Source organism: Vibrio sp. R12-SG2-ISO1 (genome assembly GCF_059834045.1).
In genome coordinates this window covers 34,428-53,916 of the sequence record NZ_JCBDGO010000004.1, presented here as the reverse complement: position 1 = coordinate 53,916, position 19,489 = coordinate 34,428, and the positions used below count along the sequence as shown (strand labels likewise).

The following is a 19,489-nucleotide window of genomic DNA, read 5'->3' as shown; positions in this document are numbered from 1 at the left end:
TCAACCGAAAGTTAAGTTTCATTTATGTTCATTTAAGTGTCATCTCAGCGTAACTTTTGCTAATTAATGTTCACTTGAATTCTGAAGCAGCGAATGTGAAAGAGAAGTGAACATCCGCTGAGGTTTAACCACACTAGGACTTTACGCAAGTAAGACTCACATAAGGGAACCATTATGTCTATCAAACACCTGACCGGTTTGGCCGTCACCGCAGCACTACTGAGTGCGCAAGCTCAAGCGAAAACAGAAGTGGAATGGTGGCACGCCATGGGTGGTGCGCTAGGTAAAAAGGTCAATGAAATAGCGGCGGATTTTAATGCCAGTCAAGATGACTACGAAATCAAACCTGTATACAAAGGTTCATACGCAGAAACCATGACAGGTGCGATTGCGGCATTTCGTGCGAAAGAGCAGCCAGCCATTGTGCAGGTTTTTGAAGTCGGCACCGCAACCATGATGGGTGCCAAGCAGGCCATCTACCCGGTTTACCAGTTGATGGAAGACACCAAAGAGCCGTTTGATCCAGACAACTACCTCTCCGCTGTGACGGGTTACTATACCACCAGTGAGGGCCAAATGTTGTCGATGCCATTCAATAGTTCAACGCCTGTGCTTTACTACAACAAAGCGATGTTTGAAAAAGCGGGCATTACAGAGGCACCGAAAACCTGGCAAGAGATGGAAACCGTCTCACGCAAGCTGATCGAATCGGGCGCTAAGTGCGGCTTTAGCACCACTTGGCAATCTTGGACGCAAATAGAAAACTTCGGTGCTCGCAATAATGTCCCCGTCGCCAACAACAGCAATGGTTTTGATGGTCTAGATACCCAGTTCAAGTTCAATGAGTCGGCGTTTGTGAAGCACATTGAGAAAATGGGCGAGTGGTCAAAAGAAGGGATCTTTAAGTACGGCGGTCGTCAATCCGATGGTATGCCACTGTTCTACACCCAAGAGTGTGCGATGACCATGGGCTCGTCGGCGGGGCTAGCGGGCATTAAAGAGAACATGAAAGGCATTGACGTCGGTGTAGCGCAGCTGCCGTATGACGCGGAACTGGTCGACAAACCGCAAAACACCATTATCGGCGGAGCCTCGCTTTGGGTACTGCGTGGTCACTCTGATGAAGAGTACAAAGGGGTAGCGAAGTTCTTCTCGTATCTCTCTAGCCCTGAAGTTCAAGCCGATTGGCACCAGTTTACCGGTTATCTACCGATCACTAAGGCTGCCTATGAGTTGACCAAGAGCCAAGGCTTCTATGAGGCGAACCCAGGCACTGACACTGCTGTTGTACAGATGACGTCGGTTGAGCCAACGGTCAACTCCAAAGGCATTCGCTTTGGTAACTTCTTGCAAACGCGCGATATCATCAACGAAGAGTTAGAGGCCGTTTGGTCTGGTAAAGCGACGGCGAAAACAGCATTGAACAATGCGGTAAGCCGTGGTGATGAGCAATTGCGCCGCTTTGAGCGCACGCAAAAGTAATACCCTCGTTTGGCGGAGCGAGTGTGCTCCGCCTTTTTCTATCTGGATTATCTATGTCATCGCCTGTTATTTTTAAACATAAATGGCTGCCCATTGCGCTGATCGCCCCGCAACTGGTGATCACCCTGGTCTTTTTTATCTGGCCAGCCGGGCAAGCGATTTTTCAATCATCTCAACTGGAAGATGCGTTTGGGATGAGCCGTGAGTTTGTTGGCTTGGAAAACTTCGAAAAGCTGCTTCACGATCCGTATTATCTCGATTCGTTATTCACGACGCTCCAATTTAGTCTCAGCGTAGCGGTGCTAGCGCTGGTCAGTGCGTTGGTGTTGTCGGCGTTTGCCGAGCATATCGTTCGTGGCAGTACCTTCTATCGTACCTTTCTGATCTGGCCCTATGCCGTTGCGCCTGTGGTGGCGGGCTCTTTGTGGCTGTTTCTCTTTGACCCAACGATCGGCGTAGCTAGCCAACTCCTTCAGTGGATAGGGGTAGATTGGAACCCGACACTTAATGGCTCCCACGCGATGTGGATGGTGATCATCACCTCTACATGGAAACAGATCAGCTATAACTTTTTGTTCTTCTTAGCGGCGTTGCAGTCCGTCCCCCGTTCATTAATTGAAGCAGCGGCCATCGATGGCAGTGGGCCGGTAAAGCGTTTTCTCACCATCAGCTTCCCATTGATTTCGCCTACGAGTTTCTTCTTATTGGTCGTTAACTTTGTGTATGCCTTTTTCGACACCTTCGCCATCATCCATGCGATGACGCAAGGCGGTCCGAGCAACAGCACTTCGACATTGGTGTACAAAGTCTACAACGATGGATTTATTGGTTTGGACTTAGGATCGTCGGCTGCGCAGTCGGTGGTGTTAATGGTGTTGGTCGCGACGTTAACCGTGTTCCAATTTAAGTACGTTGAGAAGAAGGTGGCTTACTGATGGTAGAACGCAGACCCTTATTCACTCTATTTTGCCACTTTGTGTTGGTGGCTGGCATCGTCTCGATTGCACTACCAGTCTGGATTGCGCTGGTGGCGACCACCCATGAAAACACCGCCTTTGCGACAGGAACGCCACTTTGGTTTGGCGACCTAGGTTTCAGCGTGTTCAGCGAACTGCTGAGTAATGCAAGCCAAGTCAATAATACAGCACTGCCGATTACCGGTATGTTGTTGAATTCCCTCGTGATGGCACTGTGCATCACCGTTGGTAAACTGACCATTTCGATTTTGTCAGCCTATGCGGTGGTCTTTTTTCGCTTTCCGGGCCGAATGTTGGCGTTTTGGATGATCTTCTTCACCTTAATGCTGCCAGTAGAAGTGCGCATTATGCCGACCTTTGAGGTGGTCACTAACCTCAACATGCTCAATTCGTTTTATGGCTTAACCATCCCACTGATCGCCAGTGCGACGGCGACCTTTTTATTCCGCCAGTTCTTTATGACGGTGCCAAGTGAGTTGGTGGAGGCGGCGCGCATTGATGGCGCAGGACCGATTAAGTTTTTCTTTGACATATTACTGCCGCTCTCTCGCACCAACATCGCGGCGCTGTTTGTCATCACCTTTATTTACGGCTGGAACCAATACTTATGGCCGTTACTGATCACCACCGACATCGAGTACTACACCATAGTGATGGGCATCAAGCAGATGCTGGGTGTTGTCGATGGGGTCATTGAATGGAACAAAATTATGGCCACGACCATTATTGCCATGTTGCCACCAGTCATTGTGGTGCTGGCGATGCAAAAAGCGTTTGTCAAAGGTCTGGTTGATTCGGAGAAATAATTCATGTCTACACTTACTCTCAATAACGTGGCGAAATGCTACCCGAACGGATACCAAGCGATTCATGGTGTCGATTTGACCATTCACGATGGCGAAATGGTGGTCTTAGTGGGGCCAAGTGGCTGTGGCAAATCGACGCTACTGCGCATGATTGCCGGCCTGGAAGCGATCAGCTCTGGGGACCTGTTTATCGATGACACCATCGTCAATGCGCTTGAGCCGAGTGAGCGAGATATCGCAATGGTGTTTCAAAATTATGCCTTGTATCCGCATATGACGGTCTACAACAACATGGCTTATGGGCTACGCAACCGAAAAACACCGAAGGCAGAGATTGACGCTTTGGTGAATGAGGCCGCTAAAATGCTCGAGTTGGATCACTTACTGGATCGCAAACCTGGTCAACTCTCTGGTGGGCAAAGACAACGCGTGGCGATGGGGCGAGCGATTGTTCGTAAACCGAAAGTCTTTTTGTTTGATGAGCCCTTGTCGAATCTCGATGCCAAGCTGCGCGTACAGATGAGATTGGAGATCAAAAAGCTGCAACGCCGTCTCGCGACCACATCGATTTATGTCACCCACGATCAAGTCGAAGCCATGACCTTGGCCGACAAGCTAGTGGTATTGAACAAAGGGAACGTGGAGCAGGTGGGCACACCCCTTGATATCTACGACTACCCGGCTTCTCTTTTTGTCGCGACTTTTATTGGTTCACCCTCCATGAATATTCTTGATGCGAGTGTGACCATTGATGGTATTGAATTGGCTCAGGCGCTCTATCCGCTAGAGACCGCATCGCTGAATCTGGGCGATGTTAAGCTTGGGCTCAGACCGGAGCACTTGCAGCTGTGCGATGATAACCCGTGGTTCCACGTTGAAGTCGAGTTGATCGAAGCGCTGGGCGCTGATCTTTTGCTCTACTGTAAAACGCTAGACGAAGAGGCGCAGCGTTTGGTGGTGCGGGTCGAAGGTCATAGCAAAATCGCCATCGGTGATAGCTTTGGTGTCGACATCAAACCCGAGCATCTGCATCTTTTTGATGCCAACACCTCGAAGCGCATTTCACTGACCGAAGGCCGCCATCAAGAGGTGGTGAATGCCTGATTCGTTGCTTAGCGCTAATCAAGCGTCGCTCGCGTCTATCACCTGGTTGCTCACCGATGTCGACGACACGTTAACCTGGCAAGGACAACTGCCTGCGCAAACGCTGAATGCGTTAACGCTTCTGCGTGATGTCGGCGTGAAAGTGGTGGGTGTCACGGGTGCTTGCGCTGGATGGTGCGATCAAATGGCCAAACTCTGGCCGCTCGATGGTGTGATTGGTGAAAACGGCGCGTTTTGGATGCGCCGCAGTGAGAGCGGGTTCATCACCCACACGCTTACGCCTTTGGATGAGATGAAGCGCCAGCAGAGAGCGTTAATCGAGCGTATTGCCGAGCGGCTGCGTGATTACCCAGACGTAACGTTTGCCAGCGATCAAGCGTTTCGTTACTGCGATGTCGCAGTCAACACAGGCCAAGAGCGTACTCCATTATCAACAGCGTTGTGTGAACAACTGCTGGCTGACATTCGCGCTATTGAAGTGGACGGGCAAGTCGTCAATGCGACACAAAGCTCGATTCACATCAACGCTTGGTTGGGTCAGCACACTAAGCGCACCAGCAGTGAAGCCTATCTTCGCGCGCACAATCATGGCCAACTTCCGGCGTTGTCAAATATCGCCTACGTGGGTGACTCACTTAACGATGAAGGGATGTTCGAGTGGCTATCGACGACCTTTGGCGTGCACAACATTCGCCATGTTCTGAGTCAGCTCAATCACCGGCCGAAGTGGATCACCGACTCAAACGGCGGGTTTGGCTTTGCTGAGCTGGCAGAGCGAATTGCGCTGGCTAAGCGGAGTGAAAATGCGCGGTAGAACCCCCTCCAATCTTAAGATCTCGCCTCGCTTTGTCATTTTGTGTCAAGCAGGGTAAGGTTCGGTAAAACGACTCGCGCCTATCGCCGGGACTAGCTAGATTAAAAAGGAGCAATAAAGACGGTCACTAAGAGGGACAAATGATGAAAACATTAGCGGTGATTTTGGGGTGTATAACCTTGGCAGCGTGTACATCCGGTTATAGCAATCAAACCAATCTAGAGAGCAACGGTCACTACAGTGCTGCTCAATCGACCCCCAACCCATCAAATGACGCGGCGGAGCTGTTAGTTTTTGGTGAGTAACCGGCGAGGCGATGACCCTGTACGGATTAAGCCCTGCGTTAAGGCAGGGCTTAATGGTATTGACTTCTTGAGGGCGAGTGTCCCTGTCATGGTTTGCTCAATTTATTCCTGACATTTCTCTTAGCAAAGATTACCCTAGCGGACTAAGACGAATTTTGACTCTAGAGTTGTCCAAGCATGAATGTATCCCAGGTCGACATTAGCTCGCTGCTGATTTTGAAAAACTTACTCGAAGAGAAGCACGTTTCGAATACTGCTTTGGCGATGAACATCAGCCAATCTTCGGTCAGTCGAGCTTTGCAGAAAATGCGAACGCTGTTTGATGATGAGTTGTTGGTGCGCACCAATTCGGGTTATGAGTTAACCACCAAAGCCGACAGCATTAAACAAGACATCAATCTCATCATCAATAGCTTGGAAACGCTTGTTCATAAGCAGTCTTTTGATCCCAGTAGCATCGAAACCACCGTTCGCTTCTTTGGTTTGCAACCGCAAATCAATACTTTGATGCCGCCTGTTATCGCACAAATCCGACAGCGTGCACCCAATATGATCGTCAGTTTGGATACCACGCCGCAGCGTCACTTTGAGGCTCTAATTGCTGGCGACGTGCACTTTGCACTCTCGTCACATGAGCCCGCCAGCGGCGACCAAAATCTTTATCGTGCACTGGTCTCCAAGCGAGATTTTCGCTTGCTGATGAGTAAATCGCATCCACTGGCCAATGAGGTATTAACGGCCGAAAACTTGTTGAGCTGTAGCTTTGGTCAAATCTCGTTGCAGGGCGAGAAAACCCTCTCTTTTGAGCATAAATTTATGGAACTTGGGTTAGTGGACAAAAAGAATCGCTTGTCGATTCCGGTGCAACTGTCGAACTTTCATGCTGCTCCAGATATTGCGGCGACCAGCGATATTGTTTTCCACCTGCCAACCCCGTACGCGCAGCGTGCATGCCAAGATACGCGCCTGATTGCGAGAGAAGTACCGCCAGAGTTGAGATTGGCGTTCCAACATGTCTATTTGTATTGGCATAAGCGTTTTCATGATGACCCTATGTGTATTTGGGTTCGCGGCATCTTTAAGGATCTGTTTGACGTAGAGCACACATCTGCATAAAAAGGCCGATCGTTATGCATAAATGGGATAATGGCATTCGCCATTATTGATGATAATGTAGTTGCGAATCATTTTCATTAGATATTAAATTGAGAACGATTATCAATTATATGTCTAAGAAATACCATTATGTCTATTTGCCCATTTTCTCTTCGTCCTGTTGCGTTGGCGATCGCCAGTGCGGCAGTGACATCCATGCCGTCCTTCGCCGATGACAACTCTTCTATGGAAACCCTAGTTGTCACTGCGGCAGGTTACGAGCAAACCGTGACTCAAGCGCCGGCTTCCATTAGTGTCATCGACCGTGCTCAAATCGAGAACCGCGCCTATAAGGATCTTACTGATGCATTACAAGACATCCCGGGTGTGACCGTGACCGGTGGCGGTGATGGTCAAGATATTTCCGTCCGCGGTATGCCTTCAGAATACACAGTGATTTTAGTGGATGGCCGTAAGCAGTCTGGTCGTGAAACGCAGACCAACGGCAGTACCTTTACCGAGCAAGATTGGCTTCCACCTCTGAGTGCGATTGAGCGTATTGAGGTGGTACGTGGCCCAATGTCTACTCTATATGGCTCCGATGCACTGGGCGGTGTGATCAACATTATCACTCGTAAAGACTACCAAGAGTGGCACGGCAGTCTGCAAGTGGAGACGACGCTGCAAGAGAATTCTCGTTCAGGCAATGGCTATCAAGGTCAGTTGTATCTTGCGGGCCCAGTGATTCCAGATCTGCTGAGTGTATCGCTAACAGGTCTTTACCAAGAGCGAAAAGAGGATGAAATAGAAGGTGGTTATGCGGGTAAGACGCTCGACAACTACCGTGCTGCGGTGCATTTGACCCCGACTGATGAAGATACCTTTTCGGTTGAATACACTCAGCATGATCAAGAGCGTGTCACGACGCTTGATAAGTCAGTGTCACGCGAGTCACAAGTCGCTGAGCGTGAATATCAACGTGAATCACTGGCTGGGACTCACTCGGGTAATTATCAATGGGGCAGTGGCACCACGTTTATCAGCACAGAAACAGTACGTAACAACGGTGCTGAGAAAGAAATTGAAAACAGTTTACTCAACACACAGTGGAGCTTACCCCTTGCTGCACATTACTTGACCTTGGGCGCTTCCTTTGAGCAGAAAGAGTTGACGGACGACAGCAACGCACTGGCGTCTAAAAACAAGCAGTGGTCGCTGTTTGCCGAAGACGAGTGGTACTTGACGGATGACTTTGCACTGACGTTGGGTCTTCGTTATGACCAAAATGATATTTTTGATGGTCACTTTAGCCCGAGAGTCTACGGGGTGTGGTCACTGGCTCCTGAATGGACACTGAAAGGGGGCGTATCGACAGGTTACCGAGCGCCGACACTCACAGAAATGGATGAAGACTGGGCTCAGCCTAGTTGTAACGGCCGTTGCGATGTGTATGGTAATGCAGACCTATCGCCTGAGACATCGATGAATACCGAGGTGGGTCTCTATTTTGTTGATACTGCGGATTTATCGGCGAATGTCACTCTGTTTTATAGCGAGTTTAAAGACAAAATTGAAAACGACTTTGTCGACCCGAGTTGTACCGACCGCAGACGCTGCGATCGCACCTACGTCAATATTGATGAGGCTAACACTTACGGTGTAGAAAGTTCTGTGGCAAAAAGTTTGACGCGCACGATTAAAGTCAGCGCGAGTTACACCTATACCCATAGTGAGAAAAAGACCGATGACGAGGACAATGGATTGCCGCTTGTGCAGTCACCAGAGCATCTTATTTCTGCCAATGGTGATTGGGCGATTCGCGATGACGTTAACTCGTGGTTACGTGTCAATTATCAAAGCCGTGAGAAAGACAACATTACCAGTACCAGCACGCGTACGTTAGCACCGTCTATCACCTATGTTGATCTCGGAGCAAATTGGCGAGTGACAGACAACGTTAAGTTGATGGCAGGCATTTACAACCTGTTTGATCAAGAAACAACAGTGGATGAGTATGGTTATGTTGAAGACGGGCGTCGTTACTGGTTGGCGGTTAACACCACTTTTTAACAGGACAAGAGCAACCAATGAAAGCACTAGCATCGACTACTCTAATGGCATTGGCATGTTGCGCCCATGCCAGTGAACCCACCGCGCAAGAGTATGCGCATAAAGGTATGCAATACGCCGACTTGTTTCCTGGCTTGACCAATATTTGCGATCTTGAGTCGCCGATTCGAAATATGGCGATTCGCACAGTGAACAGCGAACAGAAGCGCAAAGAAAAGAAAAGCGGCAAGGGGCGCTCTGAGCCCATCCCACCGACACAGGTGTTTGATAACCTCTACTACATCGGCACGGGTGGTGTATCCAGTTGGGCCATTACAACCAGTGACGGCATTATCTTAGTCGATGCGTTAAATAACAACGCGCAAGCTAAGCAATATATTGAAGCGGGGTTGATTGAGTTGGGTTTGGATCCCAATTCAATCAAGTATTTGCTGATTACGCACGGTCATGGCGATCACTATGGTGGACAAGAATACCTCGTCGAGCACTACCAGCCACGCTTGGTGATGACCGATGTCGAGTGGACGCGTCTGGAGCAGCCAGTGCAAGACTTTGCCAGTCCTCGTTGGGGTAAGAAACCATCACGTGACATCACAGTAGCCGACGGTGAATCCATCTCCTTAGGTGAGACGACAGTGAGCATTTATCTGACTCCGGGTCACACGCCGGGTACGATGTCGCTAATTTTCCCGGTATACGACAACGGTGAACAACACATCGTCAGTTTGTGGGGCGGAACAGGGCTCAATTATGGTCCTGATGAAGAGAGAATCCTTGCCTACAGTCAGGCCGCTCAGCGTTTTAAACAGATTGCAAAAGAGGCTGGCGCGGATATTTACCTGTCCAATCATCCCACACGCGATGGCTCGTCCGAAAAAATGTTGCGAGATTTACCTAATCGTCAGGCTAATCAGCCTCATCCCTTCGTCATGGGGCAGGCGGCGATTCATGCTTACGATATGCTCGGAGATTGTACTTACGCACAAGTACTACGAATTCGCGCTGAGCAGCAGTAAAAGACCCTTGAACAGACGCGCACCAAGTTGAGCACTTGGTGCGCGTTGGTATGTTTATTGAGCGCCTTTTAATTCAGCGCTCTTGGCTCACCTAAATGAAACCCTTGCAGATAATCGATGCCAATGTCCGTGGCGATTTGGCATACCTGCTCATTGTGCACAAACTCTGCGACGGTTTTGGCGTCAAAGACTTCACACAGGCGGACTAGCTGCGAGGCGATTTTTCGCTGTTTGGCGTCTTGGTCTATGGTGCGAATTAAACTGCCGTCGAGTTTGATGACTGACGGCTCGAGCCTAATGATCTCATCCAAATTGGAATAACCAGAACCAAAATCGTCCACAATGATCGCAACGCCCATGGCGCGAAAATGGTCACACACTTCACGCATGCGTGCAAAGTTGCGGATCTGCTCGGACTCGACGATCTCAATGCCGGCGCGGCTCGGGTCAGCAAGGCTATGCACCTCTTGTTCTAACAGGGCCAGCGTTCGGTCGTCGAGGAGATCTTGCGGAGAGAGGTTCAATGAGAAGATATCATTATTCAAGCGCATTTTGGCAAAGGTGTGCTTGATCATTTGACGACTCATCTTGGTGTAGAGACGCGTGCCTTGAATATGCGGTAAGAACAAGCCAGGAGAGACAATCTCACCTTGATGCTGCAATCGTACTAAACACTCATAGAATGCGGGCTCACGGGTTTTTGCCTCAAAGATCGGTTGAACAAACGGCACCACTTGATGTTGATTGATGGCACTGTTCGCGACAGATAACTGTTTCAACCGGATCTGACGCTCTTGGTCTTGAGAAATCAAGTTGCTGGCGTTATACAAATAGCGGTGATGTTTGATTGCGTAGCGACGCGCATCGACCGATTTAAACAACAGCTCATCCGGGCTACAGTGTGGGAAGTCACGGCGATACACCACACCTGCGCAGATGGACACGGCGATGTGGTCAGTCTCCACGATGCCAAGGTGGTCCAGATCGAAATGTTCTATCTGTTTGATGGCACGGTAATAGCGCTCGCGCACGCTGTCTATCTGTTTATCAAGGGTAAAAATGGTCGCCCATTCACCCACGCCAAGGCTATACAAGGTGGCGTTGTCCGCAAAGACATCATCCAGATTGTCGATGAAAAAAGAGGTCAGAAGCACCAGCAGACGATCACCAATGGCGTAGCCGTATTTCTCATTGATTTCGGGGAGATTGGCTAATTTGAGTGTAAACAGCGCTTGGTCGTCGCCGATTTTTGCCAGTTGTTGACGAAGAACAGAGCGGTTCGGCAATCCTGTGGTGTGGTCAATGCGATAACTCGATGCCAACTCCTCGGCTTGGGATTGAATTTTGTGCTGCATTTGCAGATGGCGCGTGTCCAAATCAGCAAACGCGTTGCGGATCATCGAAAACAGCGGCGATACACTGGAGGTGCTATCGAGTGTGAGCGACGGTACCGGGCCGCTGGCGTCACCTTCTCGCATGGCAAGGTAGGTCATGCTGTGGTGCAAAATCTCTTGCGTGGACGCCTCTTTATAGAGCTCGCCCATACAATAAAATCCATACGTCGGCGCGACTTGTTGCAGTGGCGCTAACTCTTGATTGCCCTCGATAAAGTCCAGTCGAGACGTACAGTTAAAGACAAAGATCGCATCGGGTTGCTGCTGAGCCAGGTGGTAAGCGCTGTCTTGGACTTGGTGAATGGTGAGTTCGGGGTGCACATAGCAAAACTGAACTTCATCGCCAACGCTAAGGGCTTTATCAAACACCAAACCCGCATTTTCATCCACATACAGCGGCAGATAGACATCTTGATGGGTTGGGTCGCCCTTAATGAGCGGGAAATCAATCAGTTTTTGTTGCGGCAGTTGCTGCCCATCGGCTAAGTAGCGCTGGTACAACTCGGTAATGTTTTGATGGTTGAGCGTATAGACGGTGTTGTCGGATGTTTGGGTTACTTTAAATCTCTGACCTATGGCGTTCCACTCACTGAACGCTGAGCGCCAAACGTGAAGCTTAGGGCTGTGAATCGCGACCGCGACGCTGCACTCTTGGTAACATTCGCCGTTGAGCAGCACCCAGCGGCCTTTCTCGGTGATGGTTGAGGCGCCGCCCGCGACGGGGATGGCGCTGTAATCAAAGCAGCGGAAGAAGGTGTTGCCTTTTGCCGTCAGTCGATCAACGAAGCAGAGTATGGCCTTGGTCTCTGAACTCAGGGATAGAGAGTGAGACAGTGACTCTCCGCCTCGTGCACCGCTGGCGTTTGGCGCTGATGCATAGGTCAAGGTGGTGTGATCAAATCGCGTGATCACGACCTGTGTCGCTCCGCGCTCTATGACCCCATCGTGGATCACGTGCTGGGCACTGGCGCCGATAATCACCGCATCCGGCCATTTGCTGTGCAAGGTACGAGAAAGCCCTTGAACCGTCTTAGGGGACTGGCTGGAAAATAACTGGATGAGAATCGCAGAAGAAAAGCCAAGTTCCTGCTTTTTGAGATGTTTCTCTAGCTGAGTGTTGGAGCGAACACAAAGCGAAATACTATACATAGACAACCACTTTATTCTTATTACACCGCGCATCAAGCCACTGATTGTGTCCTAGATACGATGGTTCACTTCTTTCTAGGGCGATGTCTCGCTGACTATGCGTAATATCGCGTCACCGATAGAGTCACTCATAAGTTGAGTCGCCGCTTTGATAACAACCTATATGAAATGATACTTAATGAGTAGTCCGAGGAGTCACCTTTTGACAAGAAAACTGTGTAACAAGGGAAACAAAAATAGGCCTCGCGATGAGGCCTATTGAGATGTGAATGTCGATGTTCGACTGAGCGCGCCGTTTATGCGGCGTATTTTGCCACTTCATGCGGATACACGCGCATGCCGCTGGTGGTGTTTTCGTAAACGGACAGGTCTTGTAAGTAAGACCACGCGTGACGGTCGGTTTTCGTTTGCGCCGCCAGGCGTTCGATGACGAGGTCGATGTCGCGACCTGCGTAGTCTCTATCGTGAACGAATAGATTTTTAATCACTGATAACATACCCAACTCCCTCGTTGTAGTTAAATTACATGTTTGTATGTAAATAACATAGTTCATTGTTTAAATGTGATCAACAACTAATTTTTAATGTCACGGAAGATTCATTTTATGTAATTTAATTTCACTTTATTGGTGCGTACTTGGGTGCATGCGCACCAGTTTGGGGAGCTAAAGCATGAGGTATTAAGCCCAATAAGGCTAACTATGATGAATCGCACAACAACCGAAGGCGCACTTTGCTTGATGGGCGCGTTAATTGTGAGAAATCCTCGGCTTTATTCATTTTTTTCTGTCCAGATAGACAACTATTGACTAGATTTATACGAGCATGATTGCGTACATAAAGCGAAGAATGAATGCAGAAAACAATAAAAAGTCAGTGGCTATGGATAGGGATCAGTGTGGTTTTCGTCGCACTGTTTATGTGGTTGGGCGCCAAAGGTAAGGATGACCAGCAAGGTGAATTGAATAGGATGAGGATTGCCGTCTCGACGACGCCACTCTCCACTCCCTTTATTGTGGCAAACGCGTTGGGGCTGTATGACAAACAGGGCTTATCCGTTGAAATGATCCCATGCACCGGTGGGGTCGAGTGCGCGAAGTTGTTGATGCAAGGCGAGGTCGATTTGGCGACCGCATCGGAATCGGTCGCCATGTTCAACGCTTTTGATCACCCTGAACTCGCACTGCTGGCCACCTTCGTCGAGTCAGACAATGACGTAAAACTGGTCTCACTCAGTTCGTCGGACATTCGTCAAGTGAGTCAGCTGCAAGGTAAACGCATTGGAGTGATTCAAGGCAGTGCGAGCGAGTTCTATTTGGATGCGGTCTTGCTATCCCATGAGGCGAGCCATCTCGATATCAACAAGGTGTTTGTAGCATCTTCAGAGATAGCCACAGCGCTACTTGAAGGGCAGGTGGATGCCATTTCGGCTTGGGAGCCCATGATCTACCAGATTCACCAAGCAACCGGCGGTGAAATTAATTATCTCGGTTTAACCGGACTGTATCAATTGAGCTTTAATCTACTTTCTACTCAACCCTATTTGGCTCAAGCTAATGATGCACCTATGCAACTGATTCAATCGCTCGATCAAGCGATAGAGTGGATTCACCTCAACCCAGAGAACGCGCAGAAGCTGGCGGCGGAGTTTCTTGCGCTGCCGGCGGAACAAATCACGTGGTCGTGGGATGACTATGTGTTCAGATTGTCCCTAGGCAACGCTCTGCTGTCCAACCTGCAGATCCAGGCGCGTTGGGCGAAGCAAAATGGTTTGGTTGACAATGATATGCCGGATTTTCGTCAACTGCTCTACACCGAGCCGTTTGAGCAATGGTCGGAGCTGCGAGATTAATTATGCTGAAGTCGTTAACCAAGAAACTCTCGTTATTGTTTGGGACCACACTCGTACTGACCGTGTTGATTGTGGTGCTATTGCTAAACATTAACGCCCAGCAGCGTCAAACAAAAATCGAATTGGATCAGGTGGTCGAACTGCAACTGTCGGTGGATATGCTGAGAAGTCAGTTGTGGTTGTTCATGCAGTTTTATGATGAGCAGAGCTTGCATCACGTCATCAGCGCTCATTCAGACCTCGCGGCGCAGCTCAGCACTTTTGAAAACCGTGATCACCGGTTGGACAATATGCAAAGAATGAGTGACGGCCTTTCCGCTGTGATTGCGCAAGAGAGTCGGATCTATTCGGCGCAAGATTCGGCCTTACCGTTGGCGAGTGATTTGAGCAGTCGTGAGCTGTTTCAATCTCGCTACAGCATGATTGTACAAACCATGACTGAGGAGCTGGCGTATGTGCATCGCCAAGTTTTGGATAAGAGCGCCCGTGAACTCAAATCCTTGATGTGGTTTGCTGCTGGGTGGATGATCATCGGCTCGGTTGTGGTGTGTTTGATCAGTTTGCACATTTTCCTTCGTTATCGTATTGGTGCGACGGAAATCAAAAGGGCGATTGTGGCGGTATCCAAAGGGGATTTAGACTCCAAGGTATCGCTGAAAAAAATGGATTCGGAATTTGAAACCATAGCGACCTTTTTCAATCGTATGACCAGCAACCTCAAAGAAACCACGGTGACCAAGCGAGAGTTACAACGTGAAGTGGAACGTCAAACGTTGCAGTTAAAAGAGAAACAGAAGCAGCTGACGTTCTTATCTGAGCATGACACGTTAACCAACCTAAAAAATCGTCGAGCCTTCAATGCCAAACTGGACGATGCCTTGCAACGAGCGCGTTTGCAGCAACACAAGCTCGCGTTGCTGTTTATTGATTTGGACAAATTCAAGCAGATCAATGACACCTTGGGCCATGACGCAGGCGACTGTATTTTGGTGACGGTGGCGCATCGATTGAGCCATTCGTTCCGTGACAGTGATTTTGTCGGCAGGCTGGGGGGGGATGAATTTGTCGTCTGTCTCGATTTACTCGATGATTTCTCCTGTCTCGATGCTCTTATCGATGAGCTGACGCATCACCTCAATCAACCTATCGTGTTCGAGGGCGAAGCGGTGAGATTAGACGTGAGTATCGGGGTGAGTTGTTTCCCTGACCATGCCGAAGACAGAACCAGTTTGATGCGTTTGGCGGACTTGGCGATGTACCAAGCGAAAGGCCACAGAGGCCCAACATGGCAACTGGCCTCCCACCACTTATCGATTCAGCCTATCGCTAAATAATGTTGATCGAGCACGATGTGACCAATGGCGTGATGTTCTGTTACAGGCCATTCACCATTCAATTCGCGTCCCATCATAAGCGAGAAACTCACCGCTGAGCTGCTCATCGGCCTGTAACACTATCGCCAGCAGTTGACGCGCGACGCGCTCAGGAGAAAACAGTTTTCCTTCGGGGACATTGGACTGAAAAGGCTCCGACAGTGCCGTGTCGGTTGTCCCTGGATGCAGCGCGAATACGCAACTGCTCGGCTTAATCCGTGACCACTCAATACTCAAGGTTTTGATGGTCATATTGAGCGCCGCCTTTGAGGCGCGGTAGCTATACCAGCCACCCAAACGGTTGTCACTGATACTGCCGACCCGAGCCGATAAGCTTGCAAATTTAGGCTGTTTGCTCTTCATCAGCAGCGGTTGCAAGTGTTTAGCGAGCAACACTGTCGCCAGTGCGTTGGTTTGCATTGAGCGAAGGAAAAACGCGCTGTCGAGCTGCGCAAGTCGCTTTTCTGGTTGATGTGTGTCGTCATGCAATATGCCCACCGTATTGATAACCCAATCGAGTTGGCTGATGGTCTGACTTAAGTACTCAATCTGCGCCTCATCACACACATCCACCAAAAACCAGTTGAGCTTGGGATGCGAAAGCAACGGTTGACGTTGGCGAAAGGTCGCATAAACGGTGTCGATAGTGTCATCTTCAATAAGCTGCTTGACCATAGCAAGGCCAATACCGCCAGAGCCTCCCACGATTAAAACCTTCATCCTCTGCTTTACTCCTCTCAATGACGCTTGTGCCTGTTTAATCATGAGGCTTTGTACGGGTCAAAGCGGCACAGCGCTCACCGAGTTGCGTTCCACCTCTTTCAACACACGGCGGTGTGGGCTGGTACTCGCTAAATGCACTGAATTGGTGAACACTGTGTAAACTTCCTTTAACACTTATGATGTGATCATTATCACGGACGATCTCGACATTTTTGCCAAACAACTTCATCTTATGCCCGTTTGATTCTGAGAATATTTTGAATCTAAAGGATAGGAAGCCGGATTATGGACAACGAACATAGCTTGCGAGAAAACTTACTCGCCCTCATTTTAGGTAGTGCCCTGGTCTCACTTGGGGTGATCTTCTTTAACAAGGTAGGTCTGCTCACGGGTGGCACCGCGGGGTTGGCGATTTTCCTCACTAAAGTGAGTGATTTCAGTTTTGGTCAGGTGTTTTTCGCTCTCAACTTACCCTTCTATATTTTGTCGGTCACTCGTATGGGCTGGCGTTTTACCATCAACACGTTTATTGCGGTGACCATAGTGTCGTTTGCGGTCGACCATCTTCATCACTTGATTGAGATTGCCCGTATTGAACCCGTGTATGCGGCGTTACTGGGTGGTGGATTAATCGGCGTCGGTATGCTGGTGATATTCCGTCACAAAATGAGCTTAGGTGGCTTTAACATCTTGGCGCTGTTTCTTCAAGAGCGCTTTGGTATTCGTGCCGGTAAAGTGCAAATGGGTCTCGACTGTACCATCGTGATTTTGTCGCTGTTTATCGTCGATATCCATCTGATTCTATTGTCGGTACTGGGCGCGATTGCGACTAACCTTATCTTGGCCATGAACCATAAACCGGGTCGCTATCAGCCCAAACCCACGGCGGCTTAATCTGACGTTAATGTGTCGAGTTTGTCACAGATGAAAAGGGCAGAGCCAAGGTGGTATTGACCGCTGAGCTCTGCCTTTTTGTTCTCTGGCTTGTACTTTAGTCGCGTTCGAGCAACTGAGTCAGTGACTGGATGTGTGTGATGCCTTCAGGTACCGCATCGTTGTTTGGGTTGTACAAAACCGTATTGAGCCCAGCTTGCTGGGCAGGATAGATGTCTTTTTCCAGTGAATCTCCAACCATGATCAAATGGCTTGGCTCAACCTCCAGCGATTGTGCGATGGCGTCGTAAAACGCCACACTGGTTTTTTCTAACCCTAGGTTCGCCTTGCAGTAGTATCCATTAAGATAGTTGTCTAACCCGACTCGCTGGAAGGCTTGTTCAATGTCTCTTTCTGAGGAGTGCTGAGCGCTGGTGGCCACGTAAACCGCATGCTCTTTTGCGAGTGCTTGTAACGTCTGCTCGGCGCCTTCTACCGTTTCGACTTTTTCCCATGTACTCATTTTCCCGCTTTGGTCGGGAAAATCGACCATTAAGGTATCTCCCCAATCAAAGAGATAGATCGGTTGCGTCATTGCCCGCTCTCCCATATTTGTTCGTTGGCACCCTCGGTGAATGGGAAGGTGTTGATTGGTCATTATTTTCAATCTATTACGAGAAATCCAGCGCTAATTGAAAATGGTTAACTATTGCTAATCGAAACGATAAAAAACTGGATTAGGCACCGGATAAAAATGCCCTTACAGTCGCCGCATAACCTAAGGTAGGTTAGTGAAAAATCCAGTTAATTGAGGTGGTTTAAATGTACGCAATCGGTGATGTGGTAGTAGCGACAAAAGGTAAGGACTTCGGCCCAATGACCGTTTACGGTTTAAGCAGCGGCGGTTTTTACGTGCACGTTAAAGCGGACGGATTGATGTTGACTTACCCAGCTAAAGATCTACAAATCGCTCAATCATCTAAAGCAGCGTAATTGCTCGGATGAGAGAATTCTAAGATAAGGCCAGAGCATGTTCTCTGGCCTTATTTTTTGCATGAAATAATTTTTTACATTTTGCAACACTTTTTGCGCTGACAAAGAAAATTCCCTCTAAATTCCTCTTCCCACTTGCTTCAAGTCGTTCGATTTTCTACGCATTGATTGACCCAGATCAATATTACCAGTCCAGTAAATACAGGGCCTTATATTAATGATCCATATTTAAAACATGGATTTAGATTGTAATTCGTTTCAAATATGGAAGGTAAGATTGCATTTTGCAGCGCTATGATTTGATTTTTAGATCCGCATAATGCGCCGTTTGTAACAAAGTGTTTCTTTTGTAACATTTTGGCATAAATGGGAGGTGGTAGTGACGAGTGCACGGCCATCAGAGCGGATATGCCTCGATGTGGCGAAAGCAAACACGGTTGTGCAAGTAAATAAAATCCATAGCAAATGGATACGGTTTAACCGCGGATTGCTCAACACATCGACGTTGTCGGTGTTTATCCGCTACGACAGTCGAGAAAGTCAATGGAAGCCTCAAGATATAAACACATCTTGTTGAGGGTGAGTGCGTTCGTCGCCACGATACTCCTCTCTGGATGTCAGTCTGCTTTACTTGATCCTAAAGGCTTGGTTGGAGTACGAGAGAAAGAGCTGATCATTACAGCATTGGTTCTGATGTTGATCGTCGTGATTCCTGTGATCTTGATGACCATCTATTTTTCTTATAAGTACCGCGCCAGCAATACGGATGTAGAGTACACGCCGGAATGGTCTCACTCGACCAAAATTGAGATTGTGGTATGGACGATACCTATCATTATCATCGCGATTTTGGCCGTGATTACCTGGCGCTCCACCCATGAACTGGAACCTTCAACACCGCTAGACAGTGATATTGAACCCATGACCATTGAAGTGGTGTCATTGGACTGGAAGTGGTTGTTTATCTACCCAGAACACGATATTGCCACCGTCAACTACGTGGCCTTTCCCAAAGGTGTGCCGGTGAAATTCAAAATCACCTCAGACAACATCATGAACTCCTTCTTCATACCGCGTCTTGGCAGTCAAATTTATGCCATGCCGGGCATGGTGACGCGCCTACATCTTATCGCCAATCATGAAGGCGAATACAAAGGAATGTCAGCGAGTTACAGCGGTGAAGGCTTCTCTCACATGAAGTTTACCGCTCATGCTCTGCCTGATGTGAGTGCGTTTGAGGATTGGGTCAACGAAGTGAAAGCGCAACCTAAGGTGCTGCGTGATTTCAATGATTACCAAGCACTGGCAACGCCGAGCGAGAACGTGCCTGTGACTTACTTTTCTCATGTCCCTGATGATTTATTCCACTCTGTGGTGATGCAGTTTATGGGCTCGCTCAATATGAGTGACGATGAGGAAATGACCGATCACATGCACAGTACAGAACATAAAGGGTAACGATA

The 19,489-nt window shown here is 48.9% G+C and carries 18 protein-coding genes; 14 read left to right on the top strand and 4 right to left on the bottom strand.

Features of this window, described 5'->3' with window-relative positions:
- Positions 1–174 precede the first annotated feature (174 nt).
- The 9 genes from ugpB to AC6R10_RS04115 all read left to right on the top strand — a co-directional run bounded on the left by ugpB (position 175) and on the right by AC6R10_RS04115 (position 9,669).
- Entirely contained in the window at positions 175–1,482 is a 1,308-nt protein-coding gene (ugpB, locus tag AC6R10_RS04155; protein ID WP_334551685.1) for a sn-glycerol-3-phosphate ABC transporter substrate-binding protein UgpB, read from the top strand.
- A 53-nt stretch (positions 1,483–1,535) separates the two neighbouring features.
- Entirely contained in the window at positions 1,536–2,417 is an 882-nt protein-coding gene (gene ugpA, locus AC6R10_RS04150) for a sn-glycerol-3-phosphate ABC transporter permease UgpA (protein WP_487901580.1), read from the top strand.
- Entirely contained in the window at positions 2,417–3,265 is an 849-nt protein-coding gene (gene ugpE / locus AC6R10_RS04145; RefSeq protein ID WP_500671545.1) for a sn-glycerol-3-phosphate ABC transporter permease UgpE, read from the top strand. Before ugpA ends, ugpE begins: the two co-directional genes overlap by 1 nt.
- 3 nt (positions 3,266–3,268) lie before the next feature.
- Positions 3,269–4,369 carry a sn-glycerol-3-phosphate import ATP-binding protein UgpC gene (locus tag AC6R10_RS04140; protein WP_500671544.1) on the top strand — a complete coding sequence of 367 codons (1,101 nt, stop codon included), beginning with the start codon at positions 3,269–3,271 and terminating at the stop codon, positions 4,367–4,369.
- Entirely contained in the window at positions 4,362–5,183 is an 822-nt protein-coding gene (locus AC6R10_RS04135; RefSeq protein WP_500671543.1) for an HAD-IIB family hydrolase, read from the top strand. Before AC6R10_RS04140 ends, AC6R10_RS04135 begins: the two co-directional genes overlap by 8 nt.
- Positions 5,184–5,323: 140 nt before the next feature.
- Positions 5,324–5,488 (top strand): hypothetical protein, encoded by a 165-nt coding sequence (locus AC6R10_RS04130; RefSeq protein WP_500671542.1) that lies wholly within the window; start codon positions 5,324–5,326, stop codon positions 5,486–5,488.
- A gap of 177 nt (positions 5,489–5,665) precedes the next feature.
- A complete protein-coding gene (locus AC6R10_RS04125) occupies positions 5,666–6,604 on the top strand; it encodes a LysR family transcriptional regulator (protein ID WP_334551691.1) in 939 nt (312 codons plus the stop codon).
- A 129-nt stretch (positions 6,605–6,733) separates the two neighbouring features.
- The gene (locus AC6R10_RS04120) at positions 6,734–8,653 is read left to right on the top strand and encodes a TonB-dependent receptor domain-containing protein (RefSeq protein ID WP_500671541.1); all 1,920 of its coding nucleotides are present in this window, start codon (positions 6,734–6,736) and stop codon (positions 8,651–8,653) included.
- A 17-nt stretch (positions 8,654–8,670) separates the two neighbouring features.
- Complete coding sequence (locus tag AC6R10_RS04115; protein ID WP_500671540.1) at positions 8,671–9,669, top strand: MBL fold metallo-hydrolase; 999 nt, start codon at positions 8,671–8,673, stop codon at positions 9,667–9,669.
- Between the two features lie 68 nt (positions 9,670–9,737).
- Here the strand turns inward: AC6R10_RS04115 and AC6R10_RS04110 are convergent, their stop codons facing one another.
- Complete coding sequence (locus AC6R10_RS04110) at positions 9,738–12,212, bottom strand: bifunctional diguanylate cyclase/phosphodiesterase (RefSeq protein WP_500671539.1); 2,475 nt, start codon at positions 12,210–12,212, stop codon at positions 9,738–9,740.
- 296 nt (positions 12,213–12,508) lie between these two features.
- Positions 12,509–12,709 carry a hypothetical protein gene (locus tag AC6R10_RS04105; protein WP_334551694.1) on the bottom strand — a complete coding sequence of 67 codons (201 nt, stop codon included), beginning with the start codon at positions 12,707–12,709 and terminating at the stop codon, positions 12,509–12,511.
- 356 nt (positions 12,710–13,065) lie between these two features.
- Between AC6R10_RS04105 and AC6R10_RS04100 the strand changes: the two genes are divergently transcribed.
- Positions 13,066–14,064: an ABC transporter substrate-binding protein gene (locus tag AC6R10_RS04100; RefSeq protein WP_500671538.1), complete on the top strand. Its 999-nt coding sequence runs from the start codon at positions 13,066–13,068 to the stop codon at positions 14,062–14,064.
- Positions 14,065–14,066: 2 nt separating this feature from the next.
- On the top strand, positions 14,067–15,398 hold the full coding sequence (locus tag AC6R10_RS04095) for a diguanylate cyclase domain-containing protein (protein WP_500671537.1): 1,332 nt from the start codon (positions 14,067–14,069) through the stop codon (positions 15,396–15,398).
- Positions 15,399–15,449: 51 nt separating this feature from the next.
- Here AC6R10_RS04095 and AC6R10_RS04090 read toward each other — a convergent pair whose 3' ends face one another.
- Positions 15,450–16,157 carry an SDR family oxidoreductase gene (locus AC6R10_RS04090; RefSeq protein WP_500671536.1) on the bottom strand — a complete coding sequence of 236 codons (708 nt, stop codon included), beginning with the start codon at positions 16,155–16,157 and terminating at the stop codon, positions 15,450–15,452.
- A 288-nt stretch (positions 16,158–16,445) separates the two neighbouring features.
- Between AC6R10_RS04090 and AC6R10_RS04085 the strand changes: the two genes are divergently transcribed.
- The gene (locus tag AC6R10_RS04085) at positions 16,446–17,054 is read left to right on the top strand and encodes a DUF6198 family protein (RefSeq protein WP_334551698.1); all 609 of its coding nucleotides are present in this window, start codon (positions 16,446–16,448) and stop codon (positions 17,052–17,054) included.
- A 97-nt stretch (positions 17,055–17,151) separates the two neighbouring features.
- On the opposite strand, the gene AC6R10_RS04080 is transcribed toward AC6R10_RS04085, so the two are convergent.
- Positions 17,152–17,628, bottom strand: a complete 477-nt coding sequence (locus tag AC6R10_RS04080) for an HAD family hydrolase (RefSeq protein WP_487901568.1) — start codon at positions 17,626–17,628, stop codon at positions 17,152–17,154.
- A gap of 227 nt (positions 17,629–17,855) precedes the next feature.
- Here AC6R10_RS04080 and AC6R10_RS04075 point away from each other — a divergent pair, with 227 nt between their 5' ends.
- Together AC6R10_RS04075 and cyoA are read left to right on the top strand one after the other, a co-directional pair.
- Positions 17,856–18,026, top strand: a complete 171-nt coding sequence (locus AC6R10_RS04075) for a hypothetical protein (protein WP_334551700.1) — start codon at positions 17,856–17,858, stop codon at positions 18,024–18,026.
- Between the two features lie 543 nt (positions 18,027–18,569).
- The gene (gene cyoA, locus AC6R10_RS04070) at positions 18,570–19,484 is read left to right on the top strand and encodes a ubiquinol oxidase subunit II (protein WP_500671535.1); all 915 of its coding nucleotides are present in this window, start codon (positions 18,570–18,572) and stop codon (positions 19,482–19,484) included.
- The last annotated feature ends 5 nt before the right edge of the window (positions 19,485–19,489 follow it).